The 19592-nt window shown below is 63.8% G+C and carries 19 protein-coding genes; 8 read left to right on the plus strand and 11 right to left on the minus strand.

The annotated features are described in order from the left end of the window. Positions 1-31: 31 nt before the first annotated feature. The 3 genes from ACKLNI_RS20045 (at position 32) to ACKLNI_RS20055 (ending at position 3039) form a co-directional block, all read left to right on the plus strand. A complete protein-coding gene (locus tag ACKLNI_RS20045) occupies positions 32-1708 on the plus strand; it encodes a formate--tetrahydrofolate ligase (protein ID WP_413720885.1) in 1677 nt (558 codons plus the stop codon). A gap of 74 nt (positions 1709-1782) precedes the next feature. After that, on the plus strand, positions 1783-2676 hold the full coding sequence (gene folD / locus ACKLNI_RS20050; RefSeq protein WP_413720886.1) for a bifunctional methylenetetrahydrofolate dehydrogenase/methenyltetrahydrofolate cyclohydrolase FolD: 894 nt from the start codon (positions 1783-1785) through the stop codon (positions 2674-2676). Between the two features lie 102 nt (positions 2677-2778). Further along, positions 2779-3039, plus strand: coding sequence for a hypothetical protein (locus tag ACKLNI_RS20055; RefSeq protein WP_413720887.1), 261 nt, complete (start codon positions 2779-2781; stop codon positions 3037-3039). A gap of 37 nt (positions 3040-3076) precedes the next feature. Here ACKLNI_RS20055 and ACKLNI_RS20060 read toward each other — a convergent pair whose 3' ends face one another. Together ACKLNI_RS20060 and pdeM are read right to left on the minus strand one after the other, a co-directional pair. Further along, entirely contained in the window at positions 3077-3505 is a 429-nt protein-coding gene (locus tag ACKLNI_RS20060; RefSeq protein ID WP_413721131.1) for a PaaI family thioesterase, read from the minus strand. Between the two features lie 2 nt (positions 3506-3507). Continuing rightward, positions 3508-4167: a ligase-associated DNA damage response endonuclease PdeM gene (pdeM, locus tag ACKLNI_RS20065; RefSeq protein WP_413720888.1), complete on the minus strand. Its 660-nt coding sequence runs from the start codon at positions 4165-4167 to the stop codon at positions 3508-3510. A gap of 74 nt (positions 4168-4241) precedes the next feature. Here pdeM and trmB point away from each other — a divergent pair, with 74 nt between their 5' ends. The 3 genes from trmB (at position 4242) to ACKLNI_RS20080 (ending at position 6759) form a co-directional block, all read left to right on the plus strand. Further along, entirely contained in the window at positions 4242-4949 is a 708-nt protein-coding gene (trmB, locus tag ACKLNI_RS20070) for a tRNA (guanine(46)-N(7))-methyltransferase TrmB (protein WP_413720889.1), read from the plus strand. A gap of 65 nt (positions 4950-5014) precedes the next feature. Next, a complete protein-coding gene (gene aroA, locus ACKLNI_RS20075; protein ID WP_413720890.1) occupies positions 5015-6367 on the plus strand; it encodes a 3-phosphoshikimate 1-carboxyvinyltransferase in 1353 nt (450 codons plus the stop codon). Continuing rightward, positions 6364-6759, plus strand: coding sequence for a GFA family protein (locus tag ACKLNI_RS20080; protein ID WP_413720891.1), 396 nt, complete (start codon positions 6364-6366; stop codon positions 6757-6759). Before aroA ends, ACKLNI_RS20080 begins: the two co-directional genes overlap by 4 nt. Here the strand turns inward: ACKLNI_RS20080 and ACKLNI_RS20085 are convergent. The 4 genes from ACKLNI_RS20085 to ACKLNI_RS20100 all read right to left on the minus strand — a co-directional run bounded on the left by ACKLNI_RS20085 (position 6750) and on the right by ACKLNI_RS20100 (position 12902). Then, positions 6750-8297: an AMP-binding protein gene (locus ACKLNI_RS20085; RefSeq protein WP_413720892.1), complete on the minus strand. Its 1548-nt coding sequence runs from the start codon at positions 8295-8297 to the stop codon at positions 6750-6752. The two genes, ACKLNI_RS20080 and ACKLNI_RS20085, sit on opposite strands and share 10 nt — an antisense overlap. Before the next feature lie 177 nt (positions 8298-8474). After that, positions 8475-8807 (minus strand): GYD domain-containing protein, encoded by a 333-nt coding sequence (locus tag ACKLNI_RS20090; RefSeq protein WP_413720893.1) that lies wholly within the window; start codon positions 8805-8807, stop codon positions 8475-8477. A gap of 129 nt (positions 8808-8936) precedes the next feature. Next, a complete protein-coding gene (gene ileS / locus ACKLNI_RS20095; RefSeq protein WP_413720894.1) occupies positions 8937-11846 on the minus strand; it encodes an isoleucine--tRNA ligase in 2910 nt (969 codons plus the stop codon). Positions 11847-12191: 345 nt separating this feature from the next. Further along, entirely contained in the window at positions 12192-12902 is a 711-nt protein-coding gene (locus ACKLNI_RS20100; RefSeq protein ID WP_413720895.1) for a VIT1/CCC1 transporter family protein, read from the minus strand. 125 nt (positions 12903-13027) lie between these two features. Here ACKLNI_RS20100 and hemF point away from each other — a divergent pair, with 125 nt between their 5' ends. After that, positions 13028-13921: an oxygen-dependent coproporphyrinogen oxidase gene (gene hemF / locus ACKLNI_RS20105; RefSeq protein ID WP_413720896.1), complete on the plus strand. Its 894-nt coding sequence runs from the start codon at positions 13028-13030 to the stop codon at positions 13919-13921. 3 nt (positions 13922-13924) lie between these two features. Here the strand turns inward: hemF and ACKLNI_RS20110 are convergent, their stop codons facing one another. The 5 genes from ACKLNI_RS20110 to ACKLNI_RS20130 all read right to left on the minus strand — a co-directional run bounded on the left by ACKLNI_RS20110 (position 13925) and on the right by ACKLNI_RS20130 (position 18783). Further along, on the minus strand, positions 13925-15112 hold the full coding sequence (locus ACKLNI_RS20110; protein ID WP_413720897.1) for a hypothetical protein: 1188 nt from the start codon (positions 15110-15112) through the stop codon (positions 13925-13927). Between the two features lie 170 nt (positions 15113-15282). Next, the gene (locus tag ACKLNI_RS20115) at positions 15283-15582 is read right to left on the minus strand and encodes a hypothetical protein (RefSeq protein ID WP_413720898.1); all 300 of its coding nucleotides are present in this window, start codon (positions 15580-15582) and stop codon (positions 15283-15285) included. Between the two features lie 164 nt (positions 15583-15746). Further along, on the minus strand, positions 15747-16415 hold the full coding sequence (locus ACKLNI_RS20120; protein WP_413720899.1) for a hypothetical protein: 669 nt from the start codon (positions 16413-16415) through the stop codon (positions 15747-15749). A gap of 177 nt (positions 16416-16592) precedes the next feature. After that, the gene (locus tag ACKLNI_RS20125) at positions 16593-17342 is read right to left on the minus strand and encodes an SDR family NAD(P)-dependent oxidoreductase (RefSeq protein WP_413720900.1); all 750 of its coding nucleotides are present in this window, start codon (positions 17340-17342) and stop codon (positions 16593-16595) included. A 7-nt stretch (positions 17343-17349) separates the two neighbouring features. Then, complete coding sequence (locus ACKLNI_RS20130) at positions 17350-18783, minus strand: HupE/UreJ family protein (RefSeq protein WP_413720901.1); 1434 nt, start codon at positions 18781-18783, stop codon at positions 17350-17352. On the opposite strand from ACKLNI_RS20130, the gene ACKLNI_RS20135 reads away from it, so the two are divergent. Continuing rightward, positions 18782-19591, plus strand: a complete 810-nt coding sequence (locus ACKLNI_RS20135) for a DUF4198 domain-containing protein (RefSeq protein WP_413720902.1) — start codon at positions 18782-18784, stop codon at positions 19589-19591. The genes ACKLNI_RS20130 and ACKLNI_RS20135 overlap by 2 nt on opposite strands. The last annotated feature ends 1 nt before the right edge of the window (position 19592 follow it).

The raw sequence follows: 19592 nt of genomic DNA on the forward strand, positions 1-19592 counted from the left end.
GCATACCGCCGTCTACCGATAGGGAACTGTCATGACCGTCAAATCCGATATCGAAATCGCCCGTGCCGCGAAAAAGAAACCAATCCTTGAAATTGGCGAAAGGATCGGGATAGGGGCCGAGCATCTGCTGCCCTACGGCCATGACAAGGCCAAGGTCAGTCAGGACTTCATCAACGAGGTGAAAGACCGCAAGAGCGGCAAGTTGATTCTCGTGACCGCGATCAACCCGACCCCGGCCGGCGAGGGAAAGACGACGACGACGGTAGGCCTTGGCGATGGACTGAACGCCATCGGCAAGAGGGCGATGATCTGCATCCGCGAGGCTTCGCTTGGCCCGAACTTCGGGATGAAGGGCGGCGCAGCGGGCGGCGGCTATGCCCAGGTTGTGCCGATGGAGGACATGAACCTTCACTTCACCGGCGATTTCCACGCGATCACCGCGGCGCACAACCTGCTCTCCGCCATGATCGACAACCACATCTACTGGGGAAATGAACTGCAGATCGACGAACGGCGCGTTTCGTGGCGCCGGGTGCTCGACATGAACGACCGCGCGCTCCGGGATGTTGTGACGTCTCTGGGTGGAGTGTCGAACGGCTTCCCGCGCCAGACAGGCTTCGACATCACCGTTGCGTCCGAGGTGATGGCGATCCTCTGCCTGTCGACCGATCTCAAGGACCTCGAAAAGCGCCTGGGTGACATGATCGTGGCCTACCGCCGCGACAAGAGCCCGATCTACGCACGCGATATCAAGGCTGACGGAGCCATGACGGTTCTCCTGAAAGACGCGATGCAGCCGAACCTCGTGCAGACGCTCGAGAACAACCCGGCCTTCGTCCACGGCGGCCCATTCGCCAACATCGCACATGGCTGCAACTCTGTGATCGCGACGACAACGGCCCTCAAACTGGCCGACTACGTGGTGACCGAGGCAGGCTTCGGCGCGGATCTCGGTGCCGAGAAGTTCATGAACATCAAGTGCCGCAAGGCCGGCCTCGCGCCCGACTGCGTCGTGCTGGTGGCCACTGTGCGCGCCATGAAGATGAACGGCGGCGTGGCCAAGGCGGATCTGGGGGCCGAGAACGTCGCCGCAGTCAAGGAAGGCTGCGCCAACCTCGGACGGCACATCGCGAACCTCAAGCAGTTCGGCGTGCCGGTAGTGGTCGCGATCAACCACTTCATCAAGGACACCGATGCCGAGATCGCTGCGGTGCAGGAATACGTGAAAAAGCAGGGGTCCGAAGCGATCGTCTCGAAGCACTGGGCCGACGGTTCGCAAGGGTCGAAGGAACTGGCGACCCGCGTGGCCGAGATCGCGGACTCAGGCCGCTCGCAGTTCTCGCCGCTCTATCCGGACGAGATGCCGCTTTTCAAGAAGATCGACCGCATCGCGAAAGCGATCTATCACGCAGACGAAGTGATCGCCGACAAGAAGATCCGCGATCAGCTGAAGGAGTGGGAGGCGCAGGGTTACGGCAATCTGCCGGTCTGTATGGCGAAAACCCAGTACAGTTTCTCGACCGACCCGAACCTCCGCGGCGCGCCGACCGGTCATTCGGTGCCGATCCGCGAAGTGCGGCTTTCGGCGGGGGCAGGGTTCGTCGTGGTCATCTGCGGAGAGATCATGACGATGCCGGGTCTTCCTCGGGTGCCTGCGGCCGAGAATATCAGGCTAAACGAAGCCGGCGAGATCGAAGGGCTGTTTTGACAATCGCAGCCTGGTCTTGCCCATCCGGGGCAGAGTGGACTAGGCGTGGCTGAGTGCGAGGAAGAGGTAAAGGCATGACCGCAACCATCATCGACGGCAAGGCTTTCGCGGCGACTGTTCGCGAGAAGGTGGCGACTCACGTCGCGCGCCTGAAGGACGAACACGGTATCACCCCGGGCCTCGCCGTGGTGTTGGTGGGCGAGGACCCGGCCAGTCAGGTCTATGTGCGTTCGAAGGGCAAACAGACTGTCGAAGCGGGCATGAAATCGGTCGAGCACAAGCTGCCGGCCGATACCTCCGAAGCCCATCTTCTCGCGCTGATAGACGAGCTGAACAACGATTCCTCGATTCACGGCATCCTTGTCCAGCTTCCATTGCCGAAACACCTGAACGAAGACCTCGTGATCAACGCGATCAATCCGGCAAAGGATGTCGATGGATTCCACATCTCTAACGTGGGTCTGCTCGGTACCGGCCAGAAAAGCATGGTGCCCTGCACGCCGCTCGGCTGCCTGATGATGCTGCGCGATCATCATGGCTCCTTGTCCGGTCTGGATGCTGTGGTGATTGGCCGGTCGAACATCGTGGGCAAGCCGATGGCGCAGCTTCTTCTCGGTGACAGCTGCACGGTCACCATCGCGCACAGCCGTACGAAAGACCTGCCCGACGTGGTGCGCCGGGCCGATATCGTGGTGGCGGCCGTTGGCCGTCCCCAGATGGTGCCGGGCGACTGGATCAAGCCGGGTGCCACCGTGATCGACGTGGGCATCAACCGGATCGACGCAGGCGCGGGCAAGACCCGTCTCGTCGGCGACGTGGAGTTCGACAGTGCCTCCCGTGTTGCCGGCGCGATTACCCCCGTTCCGGGCGGCGTTGGTCCAATGACAATTGCCTGTCTTCTGGCAAACACCGTGACGGCGTGTTGCCGGATGCATGGTCTGGCCGAGCCCGAGGGCCTCACTGCCTGAGCATTGTTGCAACGGGTCGGCGTTTTCTTTTTCCGGGCAACGCCATATTTGCGCCCTTTCAAGCTATTATGCTGCTTCGAGTTCAAAGAGGACCTGAGCATCATGTTGAACGTGATCATCGTCGTTCTGACGATTGGCTACATTCTGGTTGCCTATGTCGGGCCTGTGGTCGCCCTCGGCCTGTCCGGCTTCTGGGCCTATCAGTCGTATCAGGCTGACGGCGGCATCGGTGGGGCCATCGCGACATTCATCATCAGCGCAATCGTCCTGCTGATCGCCCTGATGCTGGCCAAGCGGATAATGAAATGGCTGATGAACAAGGTTGATCTGGGAGACGACACCGAGGCCGTCTCTGGCGAGTGAACGACCTTCCGACAAGGCGCCCCTCGTCGAATTGCCATCACTGGGGTGATTGAGTCACCGGGATCATCGTGCCCTGCAAGATCGCGACCTGTTTGCGTACGCCGTCTGTCTCTGCGAACACATCTGCCTGGACGACGGTGATGCGCGCTCCGGGCTTGATGACGCGGCCCTCCGCGATCAGCCGGTCGCCGACAGCGGGGCGCAGCAGGTTGATCTTCATCTCGACCGTCATGATCTCGTCGTCCGGCTCGAACAATGTCAGGGCGGCATAACCGGCCGCGCTGTCGCCGATGGCAAAGGTCAGTGCGGCATGACCCGCATCCTGCTGCTGGCGGCTCCCGGGCAGGATTGGCGCAGCGATCCGGGCGGTTCCCTTGCCCAGGTCAAGCAACTCTGCGCCCAGCGTCGTCATCATCGTCTGCCGTGCGAAAGACGCGCGGACCTTTGCATCGATTTCGGGTGTCAGCATCATGCGGCCCTCGGAACGGGTACGGCCAGGATGGATCGGCCGGTCAGGTAGGCAATCGCCTTTTCGTCAAAAAGCGCGCGCAGAACCGGTGTAGTCCAGTCCAGACCGCCGGTATAGCAGCCATATGCGGGCAGGATCATCCTCCGCTGGTCGACCATGAAACATGGCCGCCGCGCGGCGCGCAGGCGCGCCTTCGGGTGATAATGCCCCGAAATCTCGCCCGGCTCCGCGCCTTCCGCCGCAACGTGCCGGAAGGTGATCGGCCCGATCTTCGCTTCCGAAAGATGGCTGCCTCCGATGTCCAGTGGCCCCGGATCGTGATTGCCTTCGATCCAGACCCAGCGCCGCCCGGCCTGCAGGCGCCGGATCCAGTCGCGATGCGTGTCATCCAGCGCTTCTCCGGCGGCCAGATCGTCGAAGCTGTCGCCAAGGCAGATCACCGTCCTTGCCCTGGTCGAGCCGATATCGCGTTCCAGCCGGTCAAGGGTCTCGGCCGTCTCGTAAGGCGGCAAGAGCGCCCCGCCACGCCGCGCAATCCGTTCCGATTTTCCCAGGTGCAGATCCGAGACCACCAGCAGATTCTCCGAAGCCCAGTGAAGAGCGCCGGAACCCCGCGCGGTCAGCCGTTCGCCGGCAAAGGTCAGGTCCACGAAGTTCATGCTTCGTTCCTACGCCGTCACCGCATGATTTGGCAAGGCTTGACCTTCGCCTCGGCTCTTGTCACTTCCCCGCCATGGAACGGAAATCCCCATCGGGCGCCCCCTGGCGCAACTTCTACGGACGTGTTCGCGGCAAGGGACTGCGCGACAGCCAGAAATCCTATCTGAAGGACCTCGAGGAGATCGGTCTCGAACGGGTCGACTGGGAAGACAATCCCGACCGCGCGATGCTGGACCTCGCGGCGATCTTCGGCAACCGTCCGGTCTGGCTGGAAGTCGGCTTTGGCGGCGGAGAACACATGGTGCATCAGGCCGTTGCCAATCCCGGCGTCGGGATTATCGGGGCCGAGCCTTATATCAACGGCGTGGCCATGCTCCTGGGCAAGATCCGCAGGGCCGGAGCGTTGAACATCCGCGTGCATCCGGGCGATGCGCGCGACCTGATGGATGTGCTGCCCGATGGTTCGATCGAGAAGGCTTTTCTCCTTTACCCGGATCCCTGGCCGAAGAAGAAACACCACCGGCGCCGCTTCGTGACACCCGAACATCTGCAGCCATTGCACAGGGTGCTTGCGCCCGGAGCCGAATTCCGGATCGCGACGGATATTCCCGACTATGTGCGCCAGGCGCTGGAAGAAGTGCCCAAGGCCGGGTTCGAATGGCTGGCCGAGCGTGCCGAGGACTGGCGCACACCCTGGTCCGACTGGATCAGCACGCGCTATGAGCAGAAGGCGCTGCGCGAAGGTCGCGTGCCGCACTATCTGACCTTCCGCCGGGTGTGACGCTTGGGACATGGACGATGTCCGATGTCTGCGCTAACAGAACGGCGACACGAGGGAGAACAACAATGTCCGGGCATGGCGAACCGCAACCGATGATCTCGCGCAAGGCCGCGGCCCTGAACGGCGTGGCCGAGGTGCCGGGTGACAAGTCGATTTCGCACCGTTCCCTGATCCTCGGCGCCTTGTCCGTTGGTGAAACTCGGGTGCGCGGCCTTCTCGAAGGCGAGGACGTCCTTGCAACGGCAGCCGCGATGCGCGCCTTCGGGGCCGAGGTGACGCGTGACGAGTCCGGCGAGTGGCACGTCCACGGCGTCGGCGTCGGCGGCTTCGCCGAACCGGACAATGTGATCGACTGCGGCAATGCCGGAACCGGCGTGCGCCTGATCATGGGCACGATGGCGACAACGCCGATCACCGCGACCTTCACCGGCGACGCCTCGCTCCGGTCGCGGCCGATGGGCCGCGTGACCGAGCCAATGGCGTTCTTCGGCGCGCGCGCCTACGGGCGCTCGGGTGGCCGACTGCCGATGACCGTCGTGGGCGCCGCAGATCCCGTCCCGGTCCGCTACACGCTGCCGATGCCGTCGGCGCAGGTGAAATCCGCCGTACTGCTGGCCGGGCTGAACGCGCCGGGCGAGACCGTCGTGATCGAAGGCGAGGCGACGCGGGACCATACCGAGCGGATGCTTCGGGGCTTCGGAGCGGTCGTCTCCGTCGAAGAAACAGGACAGGGCAGGGCGATCACGCTCAAGGGCCAGCCCGAGTTGAAGCCTCAGTCAATCGACGTGCCCCGCGACCCGTCCTCGGCTGCCTTCCCGGTTTGCGCCGCTCTGATTGTCGAGGGCTCGGACGTACTGGTGCCGACCATCGGATTGAACCCGACCCGCGCCGGGCTGTTCGAGACGCTCCGCGAGATGGGCGCCGACCTGACCTATGAGAACGAACGCGAGGAAGGTGGCGAGCCCGTGGCGGATCTGCGGGCCCGGTTCTCGCCGGACATGAAGGGTATCGAGGTGCCGCCGGATCGTGCCGCCAGCATGATCGACGAATACCCGATCCTGTCGGTGGTCGCGTCCTTTGCCGAAGGCAAGACGACGATGCGTGGTGTCAAGGAACTGCGCGTCAAGGAAAGCGACCGGATCGACGCGATGGCCAAGGGCCTGCGCGCCAATGGCGTGACCGTGGACGAAGGCGAGGACTGGTGGGAAGTCACCGGCCTTGGCGCGGGCGGCGTGCCGGGCGGTGGCATGGCCGAGGCGCGACTGGATCACCGGATCGCAATGTCGTTCCTGGTGCTGGGCATGGCCGCGCGCCAGGCCGTGACGATCGACGACGCCGCTCCTGTCGCAACATCCTTTCCTATCTTCCACGACCTGATGACAAGGCTCGGCGCTCGGTTCGAGCGGACCGGGCGGTGAATGGCTCCTGCCTCTGCGGCGCCGTCACCTACCATGTGACCGGCCCGCTTCGGCCCGTGATCGCCTGCCATTGCACCCAGTGCCGCAAGACCAGCGGACATCACGTGGCGGCGACCTCGGCACCAAGGGAGACCATCGAGATCGCCGGAGAGGTGCGGTGGTATCAGTCCTCCACGACCGCGCGGCGCGGGTTCTGTCCGGTCTGCGGCTCGAACCTCTTCTGGGACGGACCCGGCGCGAACCTCGCGATCATGGCGGGCACACTGGACAGTCCGACCGGATTGACGCTCAAGGCGCACATCTTCTGCGCCGACAAGGGTGATTACTACGAGATCGCCGATGGCCTGCCGCAGGCGGAAGCCGGCGATCCCGAATTCACCACTCAGGTATAGGCGTCCCGTAGCTGGCGACGCAGGATCTTACCCGATGCCGTTTTCGGGATCGCGTCGATGAAAGTCACCTCGGCTGGTATCTTGTAGCTGACCAGACGGCCCTCCAAAGCGCCGCGGATGGTGTCGGCAGTGCATTCCGCGCCCTCTCGACGGACTACGAAAGCGACGGGCAATTCGCCGGCCTCGTCATCGCGTTTGCCAAGAACGGCGCAGTCGGCGACCTCTGACAACTCCAGAAGCGCGGCCTCGACCTCGGCCGGGGCCACCTGGAAGCCCTTGTACTTGATCAGTTCCTTCAGGCGGTCCTTGATCCACAGCTCACCGTCATCGTCGATCAGGCCCAGGTCGCCGGTGCGCAGCCAGCCGTCCTGCACGATGGTTTCGGCGGTCGCTTCGGGCTTGTTCAGATAGCCCTTCATCACCTGCGGCCCCTTGATCCAGAGTTCGCCCTCGACATTCGCTCCGCAATCCTTCCCTGTTTCGGGATCGACGATCCGGCACTGCGTATTGGGCACGGCGACGCCCACGGCACCGGGCTTGGCGTTCTCTGCCGGCGCGATATGGCTGATGGGCGACAACTCTGTCATGCCATAAGCCTGCACGCCCTTGGCCCCGATCCGCGCCTTGATCGCGTTCATCAGCGTCTCGTCTGCCGGGGCTGCGGCGGAAAACACCTCGCGCACCGCGGACAGATCGTATTGATCGACCATCGGGTGCTTGGCCAGAGCGATGACGACGGGCGGCACGGCCCAGATGCGCGGGGTCTTGTACTCCTGCACGAGCTTGAGGAATTGCTCGAGGTCGAAGCGCGGCATGGTGACGCCGCCCGCGCCGCGCGCGAGGTAGACGTTCATCAGCACGGTCTGGCCGTAGATATGGAAGAAGGGCAGGAAGGCCACCGTCCATTCGCCGGGCTGGATATCGATGGCGCCCAGCGACTGGTCGACATTCGTGACGAGGTTGCGATGGGTCAGCATGACGCCCTTGGGCAGGCCCGTCGTCCCCGAGGAATAGGGCAGCACCACGACGTGCTCATCCAGGTCGACAGGCTCCTGCGCTTCGCGTGGCGCGCCCAGAAACGCCTCGAGAGAGGTTGCCCCGTCGGCCTCGCCCAGCACAACAATCTCGCGGACACCGCTGTCCTTTGCCGCCTCACGGGCCGTCTCGATGAAGGCCGGATGGGTGACAAGCAGCGTCGCCCCGCTGTCATTCAGCTGATAATTCAGTTCCCGTGCCGTATAGGTCGGGTTGGCCGTGGAAATCGTGCCCCCGGCATAGGCAACCCCATGGAACACAACGGGATAATCTATGTGATTGGTGGACATGATCGCCACCGTTTCACCCTCGAACCCGTGCTCGCCAAGCCCGCCCGCGAAGCGCTTGATCCGGTCCTTCAATTGCGCGCCGGTCAAGGTCTTGCCCGTGGGCCCATCGACCAGAACAGGCAGGTCCGCGCGCGAGTCAAGCCCTTCGAAGATCCGTTCGGTAATGGTGATGTCGCGCGAAGCGACGGGCGGGTAGCGGCTTTCGAAGATCATGAATGTCCTCCCGATTTTCCGGGAGAATGGGCGATTTTTTGTCATTCGTCCATGGCTGGTTGGGCGCGACTTTCCCCTGTCCAGGGCCTCCGAAATGTCCGGGCTGACCGGACCTCCGCTTCCGGTCGAATTTGCCTGTGCGAAGGGAGCGGGTCAGCCCCGCTCCCTGAAAAAATCTCAGGCGCCCACGGGCCTGTAAGCTCCGGTGGCCTGCCCGGCCTTCTTCATTGCGGCCATCGCCTCCTTCGAGGTCATCAGCTTCACGGTCGCCCCGCCGGCCATCGCGCCGGAGGCGCCGACGATAAGAGCGCCCGCCGCCATTGTCTCGTCATCCGGCGCTTCGATCAGCGCGATCACATCCTCTTCGCCGAAACAGAAGAACAGGTGGTGCAGCTTGCCGCCAAGCGCTTCGATCATCTTTCCCGCGGCGGCTTCCCGGTCCTCCGGATGGGCGACAAGAGACTTGATCGAATCCGTCGTGTAGCGACCTTTGAACAGGTAGAATGGCATGGGTTTTCCTCCCCAGTGGAACCGGGTCGGATGGGCGCGTCATGCGCGGCCGAATTCGAATTTTGCTGGCCCTCACCATCCCCCGGGCAGGTCCGATCCTAGCACGGATCGGACCCGAGCGGTGGGAAATCAGCCCAGCGCCTCGTTGCAGCGCCGGCAGGTGCCCGTATGCGCATGGGCACCCACATCGGGCAGGATCTTCCAGCAGCGCTGGCATTTCTCGCCGTCCGCCGTCTCGAAGACCACGCCGATCCCCTCGGTCTCCGGCAGGCGGAAGGCCTCGTCCGGTGCGGGGTCGTCGGTCAGCGAGACGCCTGACGTGATGCAGATATCCTCGAAGGCAACCGTCTTGAGTGCAGCCAGAACGTCCGGGTCGGCCACATGAACCACCGGCGCCGCCTCCAGCGAGGCGCCGATCACCTTGTCGCGGCGCTGAACTTCCAGCGCGGCGGTCACAACGCGCCGGGCGCGCCGGATCCCCGACCACTTCGCCGCCAACACCTCGTCGCGCCAGTCGGCCGGCGTCTCGGGCATGTCCTCCAAGTGCACGGACGACCCTTCGCCCGGGAACCGGTCCAGCCACACGTCCTCCATCGTGAAGACCAGGATCGGCGCCAGCCACGTGGTCAGCCGGTGGAACAGCAGGTCCAGAACAGTCCGCGCCGAGCGGCGACGCAGGCTATGGGCTCCGTCGCAGTACAGCGCGTCTTTCCGCACGTCGAAGTAGAAGGACGAGAGATCGACAGTGGCGAACTCGAAGATCGCGCGGAACACGCCCTGGAAGTCGTAGGCCTTGTAGCCGGCACGCACGCGCTCATCGAGTTCGGCCAGACGGTGCAGCACCCACCGCTCCAGTTCGGGCATGTCCGCAGGCTCGACGCGCTCGGCATCGGTGAAGCCCGCAAGGTTGCCCAGCATGAAGCGCATGGTGTTGCGCAGGCGGCGATAGCTGTCGGCAACGCCCTTCAGGATCTCCGGCCCGATCCGCTGGTCGGCGGTGTAGTCGGTCTGGGCGACCCAAAGCCGCAGGATATCCGCGCCGTATTGCTTGACCACCTCGTCCGGAACGATCGTGTTTCCGAGCGACTTGGACATCTTGTTGCCCTTCTCGTCCAGCGTGAAGCCGTGGGTGACTACGTTCCGATAGGGCGCGCGGCCCAGCGTACCGCAGGCCTGCAGCAGGGACGAATGGAACCAGCCCCGATGCTGGTCGGTGCCTTCCATATACACGTCCGCGATCCCGTCTTCGGTGCCGTCCGCGCGGTCACGCAGAACGAAGGCATGGGTCGAGCCGGAATCGAACCAGACGTCCAGCACGTCGAACACCTGGTCGTACTCGTCCGGGTTCGCGTCATTCGCCAGGAACCGCTCCTTGGCGCCGTCGGCATACCAGCAATCCGCGCCCTCGGCCTCGAATGCCTCGCCGATGCGCCAGTTGACGGCCTCGTTCCTCAGAAGGAAGTCTGCATCCGTCGGCAGCGCGCCCTTCTTCGTGAAGCAGGTCAGCGGCACGCCCCAGGCGCGCTGCCGCGACAGCACCCAGTCGGGCCGCGCCTCGATCATCGAATACAGGCGGTTTCGCCCGGTCTGCGGCGTGAACTTCACAAGGCTATCAATAGAGGTCAGTGCGCGTTCCCGGATCGTGTCGCCATAAGTGCCTTGCCCGTCCTCGATCTTGCGGTCGATGGCGGCGAACCATTGCGGCGTGTTGCGGTAGATCACCGGGGCCTTCGAGCGCCAGCTATGCGGATAGCTGTGCTTGATCTTGCCACGCGCCAGAAGACCGCCAACCTCGATCAGTTTCGAGATGACGGCAGCGTTCGCGTCGCCCTCCCAATCGCCGTTCTTCGGCTTGGCGCGCAGGATGCGCTTGCCGCCGAAGAAGGGCAGATCCTCGCGGAAGCTGCCGTCGTCCATCACGTTGTAGGTGATGACCTGCTCCAGCATGCCCAGATCGCGGTAAAGCTCGAACTCCTCCATCCCGTGGGACGGGGCGCAATGGACAAAGCCCGTGCCTTCCTCGTCGCTGACGAAGTCTGCGGCCCGGAAATCGCGGAGGTCGTCCCATTCGCCATTCGCGCCCTCGGCATCGGCCAAGGGGTGGGAAACACCCGAGATGACGGACGGGTCCACATCGCCCAGGCGGCGATACATGGTCTCGTCCAGCCGCGCGCGGGCCATCACGTCGGCCGCCATCTTGTCGGCAAGGATATAGCGGTCGCCGATCCGCGCCCAGCATTCCTCGGGCCGGCCCGTGATCTCGTACAGCCCGTAGGAGACGTCCTTGCCAAAGACCACCGCCTTGTTCGACGGGATGGTCCAGGGCGTGGTGGTCCAGATGATGACGTAGGCACCGTCCAGGTCACCGCCGGCGACACGGAACTTCACCCAGATCGTGAAGCTCTCCTTGTCGTGGTACTCCACTTCGGCCTCGGCCAGCGCGGTCTCCTCGACCGGCGACCACATCACGGGCTTCGAGCCCTGATAGAGCGTGCCGTTCATCAAGAACTTCATGAATTCCTCGGCGATCACGCGTTCGGCGTGGAAATCCATCGTCAGGTACGGATCGGCCCAGTTGCCGGTGATGCCGAGACGCTTGAATTCCTCGCGCTGAACGTCGACCCAGCCCTCGGCGAACTTGCGGCACTCCTGCCGGAAGTCGATGACGGGAACGTCGTCCTTGTCCTTGCCTTTCTGGCGGTACTGCTCCTCGATTTTCCATTCGATGGGCAGTCCGTGGCAGTCCCAGCCCGGCACGTATCGGGAATCGAACCCCATCATCTGATGGGAGCGCACGATCATGTCCTTGATCGTCTTGTTCAGCGCGTGGCCGATGTGCAGGTGGCCATTGGCATAGGGCGGGCCGTCATGCAGGACGAAAGAGGGACGGCCCTCCTTCTCACGCAAGCGGTCATAGACGCCGATCCTCTCCCAGCGTGCCAGCCAATCTGGCTCGCGCTGCGGCAGGCCGGCGCGCATCGGAAATTCGGTCTCGGGCAGGAAAAGCGTGTCTTTGTACTCGGGCGTGTCAGCACACATGGAACGTGTCCTTGGTCTCAGCGTGTCAGGAGGGGCGGCGGAGCGGGCTCAACGCCTGAAACCCGGCGGCTCATGGTTCAGAGCGCCGGGCCTGTAATTCGAATGATAATCGCCGAACGAAACATCATGAAGCGTGCTATAGTGCCAAGTATTGCAGAGGTAAACCCGGAGCCCGCACGCATCTGTCAGGGAAAGAACGTCGCGGCCTGAAAGGAAGAGTTCGGCGAACCTGCACCCCGCCTGCTGCGCAGGACTGACGAGGCATGTAATGCTCGGCATCTCTTGACCGCGCGATTGGCACACAACCTCAAGTACTGCCGTTGAGCCGAGGAAAGCCGGTCCGTCTCAGGCCGCGAACAGCGTTCCCACGAAATACGCGATCGAGGCTGCCGCGCCGCCGATGATCAGGGTCTCGATCCCCGAGCGCCACCATGCCGCAAGCGACCAGACGGATTTCAGCGCTCCGACCGCGAAGAAGGTCAGGGCCGTCGCGACGATGGACCAGCGGAACGGATCGCCCAGGCTGAAGAGATAGGGCAACAACGGCACCATCCCGGCCAAGAGGAAGGCGATGAAGGTTGCGGTCGCGGCACGAAGAGGATGCGGATCGACCGGCGACAGGCCGTATTCCTCGACCAGCATCATGTCGATCCAGTTCTTCTTGTTGCTGGCGATCGCATCGACTGCGGCGTTCAGGACATCGCCCTCAAGCCCCTTTCCCGCAAGGATTTCCTTAAGTTCCGCGCGCTCGCCCTCGGGGGCCAGCCGGATATGCCGGGCCTCAATCTCGCGCAGGCGTCGCGCGTCATCCAGTTCCGCCTTGGTGCCGGAATAGTTGCTTGCGGCCATTGAAAACCCGTCCGCAAGCACGTTGGCGATGCCAAGCGCGATGATGACCCTTGTCGAAAGATCCGCGCCGACAACGCCCGCGACGATGGCAAATGTCGTCACTGCGCCGTCGATCGCGCCGTAGATCACGTCGCGCAGATGCGACGGGCCATCCGGCGCCCTTATGCGCTTTGCAACTTCGTCCGGTTCGTGTCCGTGTTCCAGCATCGCCCTGTTTCCCAAGTTCCAAGCCAGCAATAGCGCCGGGAAAGGGATTGCGACTTGATCTGTCACAAGGGAGTTTCACCCGCCCGCGCACTGTGCCAGTCTGCGCGAAACAAGAGACGAATGAGATGACTGAACAGTTCAACGACAAGAAGACCCGCGCCAGCGCCTGGTTCCGGCAGCTGCGCGACGACATCGTGGCCGCCTTCGAACTTATGGAAGACAGCCAGACCGAGGGCCCGCTTTCCGACCGGCCCGCAGGCCGGTTCGAAGTGACCGAAACCAAGCGCTCCTCGGACGATGGGTCCGACGCCGGCGGCGGCCTGATGAGCGTGATGCGCGGCGGGCGTGTCTTCGAGAAGATCGGCGTGAATGTCTCGACCGTCTACGGCACGCTGGGCGAACGGGCGCAGGCCGCCATGGCCGCGCGCAAGGGCATTCCCGGCATGAGGGACGACCCGCGCTTCTGGGCCTCGGGCATTTCCCTGGTGGCCCATATGCAGAATCCGCACGTACCGGCCGTGCACATGAACACCAGGATGTTCTGGACGCCTCATGCCTGGTGGTTCGGTGGCGGTTCCGACCTGAACCCCTGCATCGAGTATGACGAGGACACTGCGGATTTTCATGCCGTTCAGAAGGCGCATTGCGATCCTCATGGCGCGGATATCTACCCGGCTCTCAAGGCGTGGGCGGACGAGTATTTCTTCGTGCCGCACCGGGGCAGGGCGCGCGGCGTCGGCGGCATCTTCTACGACGACCGCAACACCGGCGACTGGGAGGAGGATTTCGCCTTCACCCAGGATGTGGGGCGCGCGTTCCTCAAGGCCTATCTGCCTCTCGTCGAGCGCCGACGCCTCACCCCGTGGACCGAGGTCGACAAGGACACCCAGCTAGTACACCGGGGACTCTATGCCGAGTACAACCTCGTCTACGACCGTGGGACCAAGTTCGGGCTGGAAACCGGGCATGACGCGAACGCGGTTCTGATGAGCCTGCCGCCGCTTGCCAAATGGGTCTGAGTCCTAGCGGTTTCCGCGCAGCAGGTCCGCGATATCGCGCCCCATCATCGACAGATCGCGGCGCAGACCGTCCAGCAGGCCCACGCGTTCCGGCTCGGTTCTGGTAACGCCAGAACGTCCCTCGGCCCAGAGTTCTATGGTGCCGGTCGACGGACGAGGACGGAACCAGGTGAAATCGCGCAGTTCCGCGCCGGTGGCAGCGGCCAGCCGCGCGGCATTATCCCGGTCTTCCGGGTGGTAGTACCTGACATTCGCCGCGCGGATCCGCACCGGCTGCCGCCGTGCATCGCCAAGGTCGAAACCGGCTGTTAGGGCATCCGCGCGCAGGGTGTCGATCTGGTCCTGCGCTGACCGGGCAGGGGTGTGGAAGATGACCGGGACCAAGGTTGCCGCCGGCTGCGGCTCCGGGCTTTCGATGGTAGCCGCCGGCTGCGGTGCCAGTGTGCCCTGCACGGCTGGCAGAGCATCCGCCAAGACAGAGGCGGGCATGACGACAGGTCTCTGTACCGGACCAGCTTCTATCGCGCGTCGGATAATGCCCCAGGGGTTGCGCTCCTCGAAAGCACCCGGGTCCGGCGCGACGGCGGACTTGGACAAAACGGCCGGCCCCGGACCCGGACGTTCGGGCACCTCCAGTTCGGCGGGTCGCAAGACCGCAGGCCGTCGCATTGTCGAAGCCATTTGCTCGGTCAGCGCAGTCGCTGCAATCCGTTCCTGCGGTGTGGTCGGCAGCGCTTCGGCTTCGGCAACGGTCCCTGGCGCCCGCGGGTCGGTCACGTCCGAGCCGCCCGGCCTCGCCACGGGGCGCTGAAAGGGGATCGCGGCCAGTATCGGCGACGGTGTCGGCGTCGCGTCCGGCTCAGGCAAAGCGGTGACAGGCGCGGCATCCTCGCCGTTCGCATTGGGCTTCAATAGCCAGAACCCCGCGATTGCCGAGACCACCAGCAACAGCGCAAGTGCGCGGACCGGGGCAAGGGATCGTCTCCCCGGATCTTCCACGACCACAGGTTCCGCAGGGAAGATGTCTTTCGGCTCGACCGCGTGGGGCAGGTTCGCCGGTTCCATGACGGCGGCTTGCAAGGCCGCGCGCCGCTTTCTCGCATCGGCCAGCTTTGCATGATAAGACAGTGTGCGACCGGGCTTGCCCGTCGCTCTCGAGGTCCTGTCTTTCGTCTGATTACGCCCGGACATGTCCGGCAATCCCCCAACACACTCCGGCAAGCCTATAGAAAATAGCGCGAATTTTACAGGGAAATCTTCCCGATCCATCTGGCGTGACAACCGTCTCTGATCCGGTCAAATTTCTCCGACCAGCGTCAAAAGCGTGCTGTAGGCCCAAAAAACGGGCCGAGCGAAGGCCGTTAACCCGCGGTCGCCAGCTCGGCCTCTCCCCGGGCGACAGCTTCGAGGTGGCTGACCATCGCCGGGCATCTCCGTCGCCAGTCGATGAAAGCAAGGAACCCCGACTTGTTGACGGAGATCTGCTCGTCCCGCGTCAGGTTCGCGAAGTCCTCCGCATCGACACCGGGGACGAAAGCAAGCTTGATCTCCTTGTACACGCCACTGCAGTACTGGATCTCGTCAAAGGACATTCGGCGCTGCTCAGCGATGTCAGCGCAAGCGAAATGCGCAGCGATAAGGACAAGTAGTTCTGTGGTCATCCGGCCAACTCCGGTCAGAGGGCCTCCCCGCAACACAGTCTACCACCGACCAGCGAACGAAGTATTAATCGTCGCGGGCAGCCGGACTGCGTCGGGAAAGATGACTGAAAAACAGGCGCAACCGCGGATGCTGCCCTTTGGATCGGCAAAACACGAGAGAAGGATCACCCGTTGGCGCGGTCGGCAGAGGCAAAATCCGGCCGTTCCGGCGGCAGGATGTCGTTCGGCAGGGTGATCAGCGCAGCCGGCGTTGCATTGGGCGGCACCGGGATTGCGATGGTGTCCGCCAGTTCCGGTCCCTTTTGCTGTGGCGGGGCAGGTGCCGGTCCCGGCACAGAAGCGGCAGTCACATCCGGGAGAACCGCTGGCACGGGTGCCGGAAAGACAATCCGATCCGACTTCGGCGCAACGGTGACGAGCAACGGCGCACCCAGTGCCGGCTCATACAGATTCGCCAGCGGCGGCGCGAAGTCCGGACCAAGCCCGGGGCGCTGGGCAAGTGCCGTGAATACGGCAAAGCCGACAAGCACCACGAGCAGTACGACAAGACCCCGGATCGTCCATTTCGTGACGCTGTGATTCGCTGTGGCCTGCTCTGTTTCCGGTTCCAAAAAGGCCGTTCCCGCCACTGTATCCCTTGGCACGATCGGCTCGGCTTTCGGTTCCGGGGCGGTGTCCGTTCTGGCGGCGGTGGGCAGGTTCGCGGGTTCCGAGGCGTTCAGTAGCGCTGCGCGACGTGCGCGCGCTTCCTGCATCTTGTCGTAGACGGAAACGGTCTTGCGCGGCTTTTCCGCCGTGCCTTCAACCACAGGCCTCACATTACGACCGGACATAACCGGGATCCCCCAATACACTGCGGGTAATCGTACCGGAAATTCGGCGCGACGTGCAGGGGTGGTCGGCAATTTCAACTGATTGTTCGCCAAGGGGAAACAATCAGAAAGTCGTGTGTCGATTGATTATGTCTTCGGTGCAAAATGCGTCAAATATCTGGCGCTTGGCAGCGAATCTCACGTCTCACGAAGTGCCGGAAGGCCGATTCCGGTCGCTTCGAATCCCCCGTCGGCGGCCAGAACCTGCCCGGTGATATACGAGGCGCGATCCGAACACAGGAACACGATCGCCTCGGCGATTTCACGCTCGCTCCCATATCGGTTCAGAGGGATTGCATCATGGTAGGCATCGATGATCGCCTGGCTGTGGACGGCCATGGCGAGCTTGGTCCGCACCGGGCCGGGGGCCACGCAGTTGGCGCGGATCCCGTACTCTCCCAGTTCCGCCGCCTGTTGCAGAGTCAGCTGGATGACTGCCGCCTTCGACGTGCCGTAGGCGACCCGCAAAGTCGAAGCACGCAGGCCCGAAATCGAGGCAATATTCACAATGGCGCCTTTCGCCTCCTTCAGCGCGGGCGTCGCGGCCTGCGTCACCAGAAACGGGCCGTCCAGATTGGTGGCCATGACGGTGCGCCAGCGCTCGAAACTGGTCTCCTCGATCGGGCCGAAGTCCGCAACGCCGGCGTTGTTGACCAGCGCGTGGATGCCTCCAAAGGCGACGACCTCCGGGATCATCGCGGCAACCTGCTCCGGAACCGACACGTCGCAGACGACCGGCAGCACGCCCTCCAGCGGAGCGGCGGCCTCCGAAAGGGCTGGCGCGTCGCGGTCAATCATGGCGACCTGCCAGCCTTCCTCGAGGAACAGCTTTGTGGTGGCCAGACCGATGCCGCGGGCGGCGCCGGTCACAAGGGCGGTTCGGGTCATCGGAAGGTTACCTTGTCTCTATGTCACCCAGCGATTGCAGACGGATCGCCAGAACCCAGACCGCCGCGAGAATGACGGTGATGATCCAGGCGCCGGACGTGAAGGTCGCGACGATGGCGGTAAATGCCACGAGGGACGTGAGGAAACCCGCGACGTCGCGGAACGTGTCCGCGCCCGGCATGGGCATCAGAACGGCCGTCAGAAGCGTGGCGACGGCGGCCGCGCCCAGAAGCGTCCATAGGGGCGGAAGCCCGCCCTCGGTCAGGAGGGTGAACGGTGTCCATGCGCCCGAGGGATCGATCAAACCGGTCCGTTCCAGAACCCAGAAGGCGGCGATCACCGCAATCGCGACCGAGACCGGCGCGGCGATACGGCGATGCCACCAGTAGTGGCTCCCGAACAGCACCGCGAGCGTCAGGAAGGCCGTCGCGATGACCGCAAGCTGACCGATCTCGACGCCCACGTTGAACCCGATGAGCTTGGGAATGAAATGGCTGGAGCCGAGCCCGAAATCCTGCAGAACCGAGGCAAAGCCCAACCCGTGCAGCAGGCCGAAGCCGAAGACGATCGCCGGCCGCCAGGGATGCAGCGTCCTGACCAGCAGGTTCTCGACCGCGACATAAACGATCGATGCCGCGATCAGCGGCTCCACGATATCCGGCGAAATGCGGATGATGTCCAACGCCCCCAGCGCCAACGTGACCGTGTGCGCCAGCGTAAAGGCCGTGACCTGCCACAGAAGTGGCCGCAGGTGCAGCGACAGGAAGAACAGGCCCAGCACGAACAGGATATGGTCCAGACCCTTGGGCACGATGTGGTCGAAACCGACGCCGATATAGTCCGCGAAGGCCGCGCCGGCGGACTGGTCTGTGCCGCCAGTACGCGGAATCGGGTCCGACAGCGCGCCCGAGACGAGGTATCCCGCGTAACCACCATCGACATTCCTCTGCCGCACCACCAGCGGTCCCAGATCGGCGCTCCAGCCGATGACCAGCGGCGTATCGTCGGCAGGCAGCGCCGCTTTCAGGTGAACGGTCGAGGTGCGGGCCAGTTCGACGTCGCCCACCTCGGGAACATCGACATCCGACACCGTCAGTTCCAGCGGCGTGTCGCCCGCCCGGACGGTTATCTTTCTCTGCAGATCGGGCCAAGCCTGCCCGAAAGCCTCGGCCAGCGCCTCCGGCGCGAAGCCACGCAGACGGTCGTATTCCTCGGCCCCCTCGGCCTCGTTGGTATCGGCCACGCCCTCGAGGTCAAGCCCGGCGATCGGCGCCTCCAGGATCCATTCGACGTAAAGATCCAGCGTGTCTCCCGTCATTTCAACGTCCATCACGCCGGGCTGAACCTCGTGGGCCGCCGCAGAATTGATCAGGACGGCGCTTGACACCAGCCACGCGAGGATCACCCTGACAACCAACTCGAACCGAAAGATCTTCGTCATGCTACGCTCCCTCGTACTGTCTCTTCCCTTGGCATGTTTCGCCCTTTCAGCCAAGGGACACGAATTCTGGATCGACCCGCTGGAACACCAGGTCGCAACCGGCGGCACCGTTTCCGCCGACATAAGGGTGGGGCAAACCTACAAGGGGTCCAGTTATTCTTTCCTCCCGCCGAATTTCCGCCGTTTCGACTACGCGCTGGGCGATCAGCTGGCGGAAGTTCCCGGCACCATAGGTGACCGTCCCGCGGTGAACATGGAAGCGCCGGGCGAGGGGCTTCTGATCCTGATCCACGAGACCACCGACCTCGTCGTCAACTATACCGAGTACGACAGGTTCAAGAGCTTCGTCGAACACAAGGCCGCCGCCTGGGTTCTGGACGAGCACGCGGCCAGGGGTTTCCCGACCGACAAGTTCCGCGAGGTCTACTCGCGCTACGCCAAGTCGCTGATCGGGATCGGCAATAGCGAGGGTGCGGACCGGGCGGTTGGCCTTCTGACCGAAATCGTCGCGCTGGAAAATCCCTACACCGGCGACATGAGCGACGGGATCGACGTGCAGGTGCTCTATAACGGTGCACCGCGCGCGAGCGAGCAGATCGAGATCTTCGAAAAAGCCGCCGACGAAAGCGTCGAGGTGTCGACCGTGACCACCGATGCCGAGGGCAGAGCGACGATCCCGGTCCGGCCAGGCTACCGCTACATGCTCGATTCCGTCGTCCTGCGAGAACCCGAACCGGACCTGGCGGCCGCGAAGGACGCGATCTGGGAAAGTCTTTGGGCGAACCTCACCTTCGCCGTGCCGGAATAGG

Origin of the sequence: Silicimonas lutimaris (assembly GCF_047314965.1) — a bacterium.
Classification (GTDB): Bacteria; Pseudomonadota; Alphaproteobacteria; order Rhodobacterales; family Rhodobacteraceae; genus JAVJUV01.

What these genes read in the sequence shown, in the direction of transcription:
- ACKLNI_RS20045 (WP_413720885.1), top strand. Translation starts at nt 32, where the DNA reads ATGACCGTCAAATCCGATATCGAAATCGCCCGTGCCGCGAAAAAGAAA.
- folD (WP_413720886.1), top strand. Translation starts at nt 1,783, where the DNA reads ATGACCGCAACCATCATCGACGGCAAGGCTTTCGCGGCGACTGTTCGC.
- ACKLNI_RS20055 (WP_413720887.1), top strand. Translation starts at nt 2,779, where the DNA reads ATGTTGAACGTGATCATCGTCGTTCTGACGATTGGCTACATTCTGGTT.
- pdeM (WP_413720888.1), bottom strand. Translation starts at nt 4,167, where the DNA reads ATGAACTTCGTGGACCTGACCTTTGCCGGCGAACGGCTGACCGCGCGG.
- trmB (WP_413720889.1), top strand. Translation starts at nt 4,242, where the DNA reads ATGGAACGGAAATCCCCATCGGGCGCCCCCTGGCGCAACTTCTACGGA.
- aroA (WP_413720890.1), top strand. Translation starts at nt 5,015, where the DNA reads ATGTCCGGGCATGGCGAACCGCAACCGATGATCTCGCGCAAGGCCGCG.
- ACKLNI_RS20085 (WP_413720892.1), bottom strand. Translation starts at nt 8,297, where the DNA reads ATGATCTTCGAAAGCCGCTACCCGCCCGTCGCTTCGCGCGACATCACC.
- ACKLNI_RS20090 (WP_413720893.1), bottom strand. Translation starts at nt 8,807, where the DNA reads ATGCCATTCTACCTGTTCAAAGGTCGCTACACGACGGATTCGATCAAG.
- ileS (WP_413720894.1), bottom strand. Translation starts at nt 11,846, where the DNA reads ATGTGTGCTGACACGCCCGAGTACAAAGACACGCTTTTCCTGCCCGAG.
- ACKLNI_RS20100 (WP_413720895.1), bottom strand. Translation starts at nt 12,902, where the DNA reads ATGCTGGAACACGGACACGAACCGGACGAAGTTGCAAAGCGCATAAGG.
- hemF (WP_413720896.1), top strand. Translation starts at nt 13,028, where the DNA reads ATGACTGAACAGTTCAACGACAAGAAGACCCGCGCCAGCGCCTGGTTC.
- ACKLNI_RS20110 (WP_413720897.1), bottom strand. Translation starts at nt 15,112, where the DNA reads ATGTCCGGGCGTAATCAGACGAAAGACAGGACCTCGAGAGCGACGGGC.
- ACKLNI_RS20115 (WP_413720898.1), bottom strand. Translation starts at nt 15,582, where the DNA reads ATGACCACAGAACTACTTGTCCTTATCGCTGCGCATTTCGCTTGCGCT.
- ACKLNI_RS20120 (WP_413720899.1), bottom strand. Translation starts at nt 16,415, where the DNA reads ATGTCCGGTCGTAATGTGAGGCCTGTGGTTGAAGGCACGGCGGAAAAG.
- ACKLNI_RS20125 (WP_413720900.1), bottom strand. Translation starts at nt 17,342, where the DNA reads ATGACCCGAACCGCCCTTGTGACCGGCGCCGCCCGCGGCATCGGTCTG.
- ACKLNI_RS20135 (WP_413720902.1), top strand. Translation starts at nt 18,782, where the DNA reads ATGCTACGCTCCCTCGTACTGTCTCTTCCCTTGGCATGTTTCGCCCTT.
- ACKLNI_RS20130 (WP_413720901.1), bottom strand. Translation starts at nt 18,783, where the DNA reads ATGACGAAGATCTTTCGGTTCGAGTTGGTTGTCAGGGTGATCCTCGCG.